This window comes from Flavihumibacter sp. CACIAM 22H1 (genome assembly GCF_001601815.1).
GTDB lineage: Bacteria > Bacteroidota > Bacteroidia > Chitinophagales > Chitinophagaceae > Flavihumibacter.
On record NZ_LUKG01000017.1, the window covers coordinates 33,607 to 44,832 of the forward strand.

10 protein-coding genes are annotated in these 11,226 nt (G+C 46.9%); 5 read left to right on the top strand and 5 right to left on the bottom strand.

Going from position 1 to position 11,226, the window contains the following annotated elements; all coding sequences use genetic code 11:
- The 3 genes from A1D16_RS07115 to A1D16_RS07125 all read left to right on the top strand — a co-directional run.
- Nucleotides 1-983, top strand: a 983-nt coding sequence (locus A1D16_RS07115) for an acyltransferase (protein ID WP_290708655.1), incomplete at its 5' end; no start/stop codon positions are given.
- A 48-nt stretch (nt 984-1,031) separates the two neighbouring features.
- Nucleotides 1,032-1,397, top strand: a complete 366-nt coding sequence (locus tag A1D16_RS07120; RefSeq protein ID WP_290708656.1) for a glyoxalase — start codon at nt 1,032-1,034, stop codon at nt 1,395-1,397.
- Nucleotides 1,398-1,457: 60 nt separating this feature from the next.
- Complete coding sequence (locus tag A1D16_RS07125) at nt 1,458-1,895, top strand: hypothetical protein (RefSeq protein WP_290708657.1); 438 nt, start codon at nt 1,458-1,460, stop codon at nt 1,893-1,895.
- A 6-nt stretch (nt 1,896-1,901) separates the two neighbouring features.
- Here the strand turns inward: A1D16_RS07125 and A1D16_RS07130 are convergent, their stop codons facing one another.
- Entirely contained in the window at nt 1,902-2,363 is a 462-nt protein-coding gene (locus tag A1D16_RS07130) for a hypothetical protein (RefSeq protein WP_290708658.1), read from the bottom strand.
- 57 nt (nt 2,364-2,420) lie between these two features.
- Here A1D16_RS07130 and paaZ point away from each other — a divergent pair, with 57 nt between their 5' ends.
- Nucleotides 2,421-4,481 carry a phenylacetic acid degradation bifunctional protein PaaZ gene (gene paaZ, locus A1D16_RS07135; protein WP_290708659.1) on the top strand — a complete coding sequence of 687 codons (2,061 nt, stop codon included), beginning with the start codon at nt 2,421-2,423 and terminating at the stop codon, nt 4,479-4,481.
- Nucleotides 4,482-4,513: 32 nt separating this feature from the next.
- A complete protein-coding gene (locus A1D16_RS07140; protein ID WP_290708660.1) occupies nt 4,514-5,296 on the top strand; it encodes an enoyl-CoA hydratase/isomerase family protein in 783 nt (260 codons plus the stop codon).
- A gap of 42 nt (nt 5,297-5,338) precedes the next feature.
- Here the strand turns inward: A1D16_RS07140 and A1D16_RS07145 are convergent, their stop codons facing one another.
- The 4 genes from A1D16_RS07145 to A1D16_RS07160 form a co-directional block, all read right to left on the bottom strand.
- The gene (locus tag A1D16_RS07145; RefSeq protein WP_290708661.1) at nt 5,339-5,704 is read right to left on the bottom strand and encodes a hypothetical protein; all 366 of its coding nucleotides are present in this window, start codon (nt 5,702-5,704) and stop codon (nt 5,339-5,341) included.
- A gap of 56 nt (nt 5,705-5,760) precedes the next feature.
- Nucleotides 5,761-6,573, bottom strand: a complete 813-nt coding sequence (locus A1D16_RS07150) for a TIGR02757 family protein (protein ID WP_290708662.1) — start codon at nt 6,571-6,573, stop codon at nt 5,761-5,763.
- A gap of 27 nt (nt 6,574-6,600) precedes the next feature.
- Entirely contained in the window at nt 6,601-8,556 is a 1,956-nt protein-coding gene (locus tag A1D16_RS07155; protein ID WP_290708664.1) for a beta-L-arabinofuranosidase domain-containing protein, read from the bottom strand.
- An 11-nt stretch (nt 8,557-8,567) separates the two neighbouring features.
- Nucleotides 8,568-11,226: amylo-alpha-1,6-glucosidase (locus tag A1D16_RS07160; protein ID WP_290708665.1), on the bottom strand; the 2,659-nt coding region annotated here is incomplete at its 5' end.

Here is an 11,226-nt window from a genome sequence, read left to right on the forward strand (position 1 = left end):
ATTACCACGATAATTTTATTTCTCACGGTCATTTGGCTGTTGACTTTTTCTTTTGTTTATCAGGATTTGTAATTGCCTATGCGTATGATTCGCGGCTGGAAAGCATTGGTGCCTGGCAGTTTATCAAACTTCGCCTCATTCGTTTACACCCCCTGGTGGTAGTGGGATCTGCACTTGGATTATTATTATTTATACTGGATCCTTATAGTACCCTGCATACCTTATTCAGTCCCCTTAAAAAACTATTGCTTTTTATTTGTTCTGTTTTTATGATTCCTTACCCTGCTGTTGCAGAACGGTACAATAATTTCTTTCATCTGAATCCACCGACCTGGTCGTTGTTCTGGGAATATATCGCCAATATCTTTTATGCGCTGTTCTTTTTCCGCCTACGTTCTAAACTGATCGGAGTGCTCGTTTTCTTTGCTGCCCTTCTTTTATGGTATGAAGCTTATTCATCCGGCAACCTGAGTGTTGGCTGGGGGGCAGGTAATTTCGGGGGCGGCGGCGTGCGGGTGCTTTATTCCTTCCTTGCCGGAATGTTATTGTACCGGATGAAATGGATCATCCGATCGAATGTCGGCTTTACCGTTTTGGCGGTATTACTGGTACTTGCTTTTATAATACCCTATGATCTTGCCACCAATAAATGGATAGAGCCGCTCGTAGTCATTTTTTATTTCCCTTTGCTGGTTGCCCTGGGAGCCGGTACTACCAGTGCTCCCTTCCTGCAGAAACTTTGCGGTGGCCTGGGAGAGGTTTCCTACCCATTGTATATGGTCCATTACCCCTTTATGTGGCTCTTTTTCAGCTATATTCAAAAATATAAGCCGGGCATGGAAGCGCTGATACCCATTATTCTTACGGGCATAGTGGCTATGATCACACTTGCCTTCCTTGTCCTTAAATATGTGGATCAACCCATCCGGTACTGGCTATTGAAACGGAATCCTGTACATAAAATCGGACCAAAAGCCCGGTAAGGCAATATGCAGCTGAAAAAAACTCCCTAACTTTTCAAACAAAAAGCCATGACTACCAGGGCAACTTCTATTCGTCCATTTATCGGCTCGCAGAATTTTGACGAATCGCGGCAGTTTTATCGGGAGCTGGGTTTTGAAGAAACATTATTGGAGCCTGGTTTATCCGTTATCAAATTTGATTCCCTGGCTTTTTATCTGCAAAATGCTTATGTGAAAGACTGGGTAGACAACACCATGGTTTTTGTGGAGGTTGAAGATGTGGAAGACTATTACCAGTATTTAGCCGGGCTCAAACTTTGGGAAAATTACCCCAAGGCAAAGCTTTCTCCGATCCGGTATAACAATTGGGGCGATGAATGTTTCGTGCACGACCCCTCGGGCATACTTTGGCATTTCGGAACCTTTAAAAAATAATGTTGGAATGCGCCACGCAACGCAACAGAAATACCAGTTGTCAATCAGAAAAAACAAGGTATGCGCCATTCCGTTCAAACCATCCTGTTCTCCATTTCACTGCTGGTAATAGCAGCCTGTAACAAATCAGCCAAATCAGTGGCCGTGCAAGAAATTATCGGTAGCTGGGAACTTCGCACGGCTCAATCCGGCATGATCCCTGGTAGCACCTATGCCCCGGGTAATGGAAACCGGCTGATTTTCACTGCATCTGAATACAGGCTGTACACCAATAACCAGCTCACCAAAACAGGCGTTTATAAGATAGAGACGATTTCACCGGCAATACAAGGAGAGTGCCTGGATAGCAATATGCCACGCATTACCTACGATAATTCAGGTACGGATACAAAAAGAATAGAATTTAAAGAAAATAATACCCTGATTTTTTATGGGGGATGTGCTGCGCTTGACTACGGCACCTATGCAGTTTATGAACGAATTTCTGATGAAAAATAACGGTGCTTATTTCTTAAACAGGGAATCTGCAACCCGCAGGCTTTCCAGGATAGCTCCTTTTACCTTATCCACTTTTTCCTGCTCTGATTTCAGGTAGGTAAGCCGAACTTCCTGGTTATCACGGGCTGAATCAACATTAAACTCCTCCATCCAGGTATTCATACTATATTCGGCATAGTTCAGGTCTTCCTGCACGTCCATCAAGGCCTGCTGTAAAGCTTCCTTACCGGTACCTGTTGTTTTATTGAGGCTATCCAAGGCAGCCTGTGCCAATTTCTGCGCTTCTTTGATTTTACCCATCTTGGCCATCCCTATATCATGCCCTTCCATTACCAGTTTAAACAAACTGTCTTCCGGGGTTTTGGCAACTTCAGAAAAACCATCGGTACGATGGCCAGCATGTTCATCACTATTATTACAGGCTGCTAACAGTAAAATTCCCGAAGCCAGAAGAAGGGTCGCTTTCATACTATTCAGTTTTCGATAGTGCAAATATGCCCTATTTTGCAAGAACAAATGCTTGCTATGAATAAATTGGAAAATTTTGTTGCCGGAAAATGGATCACCGGTGACGGAGAGGGACAGCCCCTGTACCATGCCGTTACGGGCGAGGCAATAGCCCGGGCCAGCTCAAAAGGACTTGATTTCAGGAGCATGACGAGCTTTGCGCGGGAAGTAGGCAACCCTGCCCTTCGTAAACTCACCTTTCATGAAAGAGGGCGAATGTTGCGCGCACTGGCCCAACACCTGCAGCAAGAACTACCCCATTTTTATGAAATTTCTTACCAAACCGGTGCTACCAGGGCCGATAGCTGGATCGATCTTGAAGGGGGAATCGGTAACCTGTTTTCCTATGCCTCTCTTCGGCGAAAATTTCCAAACCTGCCTTACACGGTAGATGGGGAAAGCCATAACCTGAGTAAAGGCGGCACATTTATGGGTACCCATTTGCTGGTACCCAAGGAAGGGGTAGCCATCCATATCAATGCCTTTAATTTTCCGGTATGGGGAATGTTGGAAAAACTGGCCGTTAACTGGCTGGCTGGCATGCCCGCTATTGTTAAACCTGCAACAGTTACCAGCTTTCTCACAGAAGCAGTGGTACGTTCTATCATTTCTGCCGGAATTCTGCCGGAAGGCGCTCTGCAACTGATCTGCGGTTCTGCAGGAGACCTGCTGGATCATGTTCAGTCGCAGGATGTGGTTACTTTTACCGGTTCTGCCGCCACGGGCTTGAAACTGAAATCACACCCGGCCATTTTACGAGAGTCTGTTCCCTTTAATATGGAAGCAGATTCCCTGAACTGTATTGTACTTGGCCAGGATGTAGAGCCTGGTACGGCCGATTGGGATGTTTTCATAAAGGAAGTACGGAAAGAGATGACGGTGAAAGCAGGCCAGAAATGCACGGCTATACGGCGAATTTTTGTTCCTGAAGCAAAATTAGAAGCAGCCTGGCAATCCATAGCGGGCGTCCTACAGCAAACCACCATTGGCAACCCCAAAAATGAAAAAGTAAGAATGGGGGCGCTGGCTGGACAAACCCAAAAAGCCGAACTGCTGGACCAGGTCAATAAATTACTGGCAGCTTCACAGCTTGTACACGGATCGCTCGACAGTGTGGAGCTAATTGATGCCGACCCGGCGAAAGGCGCATTCATTAGCCCGCTTTTACTGGTAAATGACCAGCCTTTCCGGCAAACTGCCTCCCATGAAGTGGAGGCTTTTGGGCCGGTAAGTACCATTATGCCTTATAAAAATGCGGAGGAAGCCGTGGCTTTATCGAGGATGGGAAAAGGCTCACTCGTAAGTTCGATCGTTACCAGTGATCCGGTACTGGCAAGAAATTATGTACTTGGTGCCGGCCCCTGGCATGGCCGTATCCTGGTCCTGAACCAGGCCTGTGCCAGGGAATCTACCGGGCATGGCTCACCCCTTCCCTTATTGGTGCATGGAGGCCCCGGCAGGGCAGGAGGAGGAGAAGAAATGGGGGGTATACGGGGCGTTAAACACTATATGCAACGCATAGCAGTGCAGGGTAGCCCGGATATGATTACGGCTATTACCCAAACCTACCAACCAGGTGCCACCGGTCGTTTCGATCGCGTTCATCCCTTCCGGAAATATTTTGAAGAGCTGGAAGTGGGTGATCAGCTATTAACAGGAAAACGGACCGTAACCGAGGCAGACATTGTAAATTTTGGTAACTTAAGTTGGGATCATTTTTACGCCCATACCGACCATACTTCGCTGGAAGGTACCCTGTTTGAAAAACCTGTTGCCCATGGTTATTTCGTATTAAGTGCCGCTGCCGGCTTATTTGTTGACAGCAGTGCAAAAGGTCCTGTACTATTGAATTATGGGATCGACGAACTGCGATTTGTGAAGCCTGTATACGCAGGATCCACGATCCAGGTACGTTTTACCTGCAAAGAAAAAATTGAACAGGAGAAAAAACTGGATACCGATTTGCCCAAAGGAATCGTTAAATGGATGGTTGAAGTAATGGATGAAACCGGTGAGCAGGTGGCCATTGCTACAATTTTAACAATGGTACAGAAGCGTTTGGATGAACCAACTAAATAAGCGTTCGTTTAATAAACTTAAAATAGAAACCTATGATACATGAAGTTAAGGGAGGTTATGTACAAGCCGAAATACATAAAGGTATTGCTACAATTGAGTTTTTTCATCCGCAGGGAAATTCACTGCCTGGAAAACTATTACAGGAACTGGCTAAAGAAATTCATTCTGCAGGGCACAATAAAGAAGTACGGGTAATTGTATTGAAATCAGCAGGAGAGAAAGCCTTTTGTGGCGGCGCATCTTTTGATGAACTGATGTCTATTAAAACACCCGAGGAGGGGCATACTTTTTTCAATGGGTTTGCACAGGTGATCAATGCAATGCGGAAAGTTCCCGTACTGATAATCGGGCGGATACATGGTAAATGCGTGGGGGGTGGACTTGGGCTGGCAGCCGCCTGTGATTATGCGATTGCTGTAGAAGGAGCCGAAGTGAAGCTGAGTGAGCTGGCAGTAGGTATCGGCCCCTTTGTTGTTGGTCCGGCAGTTGAACGAAAAATCGGCACCTCCGCTTTTTCTCAGCTGGCTATAGATGCTACGATGTGGCGAAATGGCGATTGGGCACGTCGTAAGGGGCTTTTTGCCGAATTGCACCCCAACCTGGAAGGTATGGATGAATCAATTGCACGCCTATCCGCTACCCTGGCAGCCTCTTCTCCCGATGCCATGCTTGAAATGAAAAAAATGTTTTGGAAAGGTACTGAAAACTGGGACCAGCTATTAAATGAACGCGCTGCGATCAGTGGCCGTCTTGTACTGGGCTCTTTTACCCGTGCCGCCATCGAAAAATTCAAAGCTAAGGCTGTTAAAGCCTGATAAATTCAACCGGTCGGGCAGCACCCGACCGGTTGAATTTATCTACCAGCGATCTGCTTCATTTTCCGGCGGAGCCTGCTTAAACTGTTGACGGGTTTTAATTTTCTGTAATTGCCGTTCAATTATGAGATCCGCTATAATAAGCGAAGCATCCTCCCCCACTTTTTCTTTAAGTAAATATTTGAGTTTAGGTTCACTGATATCGATCCGGTAAAGAACCCGAATCAGCTCCTGCATATCCTGTTGTATCAGGCCATTTACCCAATCTGCCAGGGCTAATCGCAACGCGGACCAGCTCTGTGCACGGGAAACTACTGCATTGTCCTCAGTGCCGTTCTCTGTCAGGTGCTGTAAATCCATCCGCAGATGCTGCAGTTCATGCAATGAATTATCGTCTTCGCTAGCCATAGATTTTTCCTGCCGGGTGCTGCCGGTTCGGATAAAACCCGGCCGGGAAGGGAAAGTTAAAACTTTTCGATGACGCCCAGTGCAAAGAGAGCATAGTCGTATTTGACCGGATCAGAGGGGTCAAGGCGGCGCAGCCAGGCCGTAAGCTCAAGGGCTGCCTGCCAGTCGATCGCTTCCCGTTGTAGCAGGCCAAACCGCTTTGCTACCCTGGCAACATGCAGGTCTATCGGAATTACCAGCTGGGCCGGCGAAATCGATGACCACAATCCAAAATCCACTCCTCCGTCTGCTGGACGAACCATCCAGCGCAGGTACATATTCAACCGCTTACAGGTAGATCCCCGAAAAGGTGCAGCAATATGTTTGCGGGTTCGTGAAGGAACCTCAACAGCATCCCGAACCCCCTCCCATACCCCATCAAAAAAATAACTGTAAAAGCCGTTGAGCCCACCCGTCATATCCTTAGCTCCACGGTCCATACCGCTTAAAAATGCCTGTTCCAGGGAAGCATGTTTCAGATAATGTTGTTTTAATACTTCTACAAAATACAGCAGGTCGGTTGCTGTAAAAGTTCTGTGTTTAAAGGAAAGCAACCCACGCAAGTCATCTGCTCCATGGTGCTGCACAAATGCATGCGGCTGCATATCCATTCGTTGCAACAGGTCTTTGCTTTTGGAAATAATGGTTGTGCGGTTACCCCAGGCAAACACTGCTGCAAAAAGGCCGGCGATCTCAATATCAGCAGGGGCTGAAAATAAATGAGGAATACAAACCGGGTCCGCTTCAATAAAAGAAGGCCGGTTGTATTCCTCTACTTTCCTGTTTAAAAAATCGCTGATTCGTTGCACTTCCTGCTTACCTTTCGCCAATACACTGAATTTGGCGCGAAGGTAGCACTATGGGGTAATTTTTAGTTGTGCAACCGTGGTGGGCAACCAAATCAACATTTCACCCGCTCCCCGGTTATTCCAGCTGAAATATGGAATGGCGGTCATAGTTTTACGCGTAGTGGTAATTTGTTGTCCATCTGCCGACACGTCAAATACATTGGCATCAAACTGAATCGTATTTATGCCACCTAGTTTTCCCGCTTCATATTGTACCTTAAAGCGGGCATCCTTCGGTACTATAAAATTGAGTGCCTTACCTCCGTTATCTACGCCTTCTACACAATAAACCATCGGACCATACTGTAAAGCAATACTGCCGGTATTCTGTTTCAAATCGGGATGGCTCATTATCTTTCTTAATTCAAGTGGCGTGTTAATTTCAAGCAGGTCGCCTTTTTTCCATTTTCTTTCTACCACCGCGTAGCCATTTTCAGTAGTAAACGGAATTTCTTTGCCATTCAACAGCAGCTTAACAGAACCTGTCGGCAAGCCGTCTGAAAACCGGTATAAATCTCCCGGCACAGGGGCCTGCAACCAGCCAGGTATCCTTAACCGAAGCTGATAGGCCTGTTTAGCCGATTCCGTTATGGCAATGGTGGTGGTACCTTTCCAGGGATACCCGGTTTGCATTGATAACCCTACCTGCTGCTTATTAAGCGGAAGTTTTATTTCGCTGCCGATATAGAGATTTACCCAAACGGCATTGGAAGAGGTACTGTAAATATAATTGCCAAGCGAAGCAACCAGGCGGGCAATATTGGAAGGGCAACAGGCTGTACCAAACCATTCTCTCCGCTGATGTTGGCCCGATGATGCCAGCGGATTGCCGTAAAAAAACCGATCGCCCGTTAAGGCCAAGCCATCCAGCGCTGCATTGTATAAACTACGTTCCAGCACATCAATGTACCGCGATTCGCCGGATAACATATTCATGCGCTGGTTCCAGAAAACCATTCCTACAGAAGCGCAGGTTTCGCAATAAGCCGTTTCATTCGGTAAATCATAATCCTTACCAAACCCTTCATTTTTACCCTGCGCACCAATTCCGCCGGTGATATACATATTTCGATACACCACATCTTCCCAGATCGTATGCATCGCCTTCATATACCCTGCATCGCGGGTAACTGCTGCTACATCAGCTGCACCGGTATACATATACATAGCCCGCACCGCATGGCCGGTAATTTCCTGCTGCTCCTTTACCGGCAAGCCATCCTGGCAATAATCGGGGTCTTTCCATTCGTCCCAGATTTTACCTTTCCCCAGCCCATGCCCCCGCTGCTCCAGGAACCATTGCGATAACTCAAGGTATTTACGCGCACCGGTATGATGGTACAAACGCATTAGCGCCAGCTCAATTTCCTGGTGACCGCTGACCCAGGGGCGGTTTGCTAATCGAAAATTAGCATCAATATGATCCGCAAACCGGATAGCAACCTCCAGCAAGCTGCGCTTTCCCGTAGTATTATGATAGGCTATTCCCGCTTCTATGAGATGGCCGGCACAATAATCCTCGTGTTTTTCCATATCCGTCCAGCGTTTCGTCAAATCCGTTAGCTGGTAATATGTATTCAGGTACCCGTCAGGTAATTGGGCAGCGGCTATTTTCCGGATCCATTCATCGGCTTTTTTTTCCGTCTCCGCATCCGGGTGATTTTTTAACGAATAGGCCATTGCTTCAAGGGCTTTATAAACGTCCGAATCGTCGTAATAAATGCCTTCGTGTTCCCCTTTACCGGCAGCAGCTTTTTCAAAATTCCGGATCCGCCCCGTTTTTGTTTCGGTATAAAGCACGCAGGCATCCAAAGTATTTGTAGCCACTACCTGCATCCTTCCTTTCCAGAAAGGATCGGTTATACTTACTTTGGCAAAATTGACAGGTTCCAGCTTCTGAAGCGATTCCTGTGCCGCAACCGCCATCGGCAAACTCAATAAGCCCAGTATAATGTTTTTATACATATTCATCGTTCTTAATAGTTGATAAGTATTTCTTCTCTTGAATAAGCATTGCCAGAGGCAGGCATTTTAACTCGTAAGGTAATCAGATTAGCCTTTCTTTTTACTAAGGAGGCATTCTTAATAGACACCACTTGCGCAGTGGAATAAAGATCTACTGTATATTCTCTTCCGGGGCGTCCTTCCACCAAAAGACGATGGCGACTGGCATCAACCGTTTCCTCCAGAATTTTCAACCCTGTTGACGGCTGATTTACCACCGCTGCTGTCAGAACCGGTAATGCCCCCATTCCTCCACTTGTATGGATAACTAATTCCGGGTTAGGTGCCTCTACCGGTAAATCCAGTACCACTTTAAGTCCATCTTCTTCCTGCCTGATTACAAAAGGAATTTGCTTACCCATCCACTGAACCGACGCTATTTTTGTTCCGAGGGGAAATACCGGCGAAAATTTAAGCAGTAAGCTGCTATTGGTTTGAAAGCTAAATATAGTTTGCCCGTTTGCTCTTCGCATTTTAAAGCCAAGGGTAGATGCTCCCATCCGTAAATTAGCAATAGTGGCCCATTCCCAATTCCAGGGAAACACCGGTGCAAGCTTTATTGAATTGGAAACAGCATCCGGCTCAAATCCAAGCATACCTTCAATGGCAGGCTGTACCACCATGGTTTCGCTCCAGCACTGGTGGCTGCAAACACCATTGGGTTTATAAATTTCACCATTGAGTGTTTCTTCAATACTTCCCGGGGCCCAGCTTTTATATACCTGTAAACTGTTCATGATGTACTGAAATCCTGCCTTATACATACCGTTTGCATAAGCACCCAATGAGCCCCAACCATTGTATAAGGGCCAAACCATGCCGGCATGATAGCTGCCTGGTTTATACCTCGGATTGTTTTCTTCCAGCATCCGGATTCCCCAATCGGTCGAAAACCCGCTTCCGGTAATTTTTTTCATTACCGTTTTTGATTTTTGCCGATCGGTTACGGCATTCAAGTACATGGGAACGGTGGCAAAGCCCGTGGATTGATCCATATAACTTCCGTCCTTATATTTCCCATTATAGAAATAACCTTTCTCGGCGTTCCAAAAATCCCTGTCAATGGTCTTTTTTACCGCTGCTGCTTTCACCTGGTAGCTATTGGCCTCTTTCCCCAAGGCAGCCGACATATAGGCCATGGCTTCCAGGGTAGCAGACCAGCAGCCGGCCAGATAAAATTCGGTATGCGTTCCAAAAAGTGGCCCTCCCTCAATCCAGCCGTGTCCAACATTGGTATTTTCAATCAATCCATCCTTATCAGTATCTGTTTCCTCGCAAAATTTAAGTGCTTTCAGCAGAGAGGGCCAGATTTGGCGGATATACACCGTATCACCACTGTATTTCAGGTAATGAGCCGCCAGTGTAATAAAAAGCGGGGTTGCATCCGATGCATCATAGTGAGCCACTCCGCTTGAAGTGAGTTCATGGTAGATTTTTCCATTCAGGTCCTGAAACCGGATAAAGGTTTGCAACTGTTCCCGAACCGTTGCAAAATCGCCGTATGCATTTATAGCCATGGCACTCCATTGCGCATCGCGCCCAAAATACCAGGCGTATCCGGGGCGGCCGCTGATACGATGCCGGCCATTCCAACCACGTGCAGTAGTACCAAAGCCGGCCATTAATGCAGTACCAATACCCGGGGTGGTTTGAACAAACTGATCGGTTCGGGCCAATGCCCAGGCATAGCCCTGGTTGAAGACAGAATCAGGGGTTTCAAAGCGCACATACTGATCCAGCAGTTTTTTATAGTATTGGTTACTCTGTTCAAATATCCGGTCAAAGCCAACCTGCTGCCTCCGCAATTGTTGAACCAGTTGTTCAGGACTATCTTCTCCGCCCAGTAAGCTTATATTTACCGGCCTGGATGCCGCCAGCGGTAAGCTCAGTTCAAAAGCAACCTGCTGTTTTTCCGGGTTGATCGTAGCGGTTTCGCGAATTGGCTGGCTGCTGTAATGAACCAGGGTATTCAGTTCTCCCTCCTGGCCGCTGATCCTATGCGCATTTAACGCCTTATCAAAACCATACCGCATAGAGCCTGTAGCCAGCTGGGAATAGGGCCACATATACCGAAGATTCGACGCATATCGAACTACCAGAAAATCTACCTCTGCCGCTTCAATTTCATAATGTGCTACCCCCGTAGCCTTATCATAAGAAACGGCATAAATTTCTTTTAGCCGACCTTCTCCTACAGGATATTCCCGCACTAAAAATTCCGGGCTAACCGTAACAGCAGGACGTATATTACGCAGCCACCGGATGCTGTCTTCAGTTTTTAATTTAATGCCGGCCTCAAAATCGCGCAATGCCATATAGGGGTGAATCCATACCTCCTCCATACCCGCGTCCAGTTTACCCATCCACAAAATTCTTCTTCCTACCAGGTCATAAAAATCTGGTCCGGGTTTATCAATTTGCAGTGAAAGCGAGGGCTTTGGCAAAGACCATTTCCCGGCAGGCAGCGGCGCTAATTTTTCCGAATGAAAGCGGCTCGCCGTCAATTGCAGGCTATCGTAGTTCCAATAATAGGTACCCGGCTGTTTTTTACTGGTGGAAAGGTATTGCAGCACATTCTTCGTAAATACCTCAAGATGCTCCTTGTTTTTATTGGCAACACTGTAGTACAGG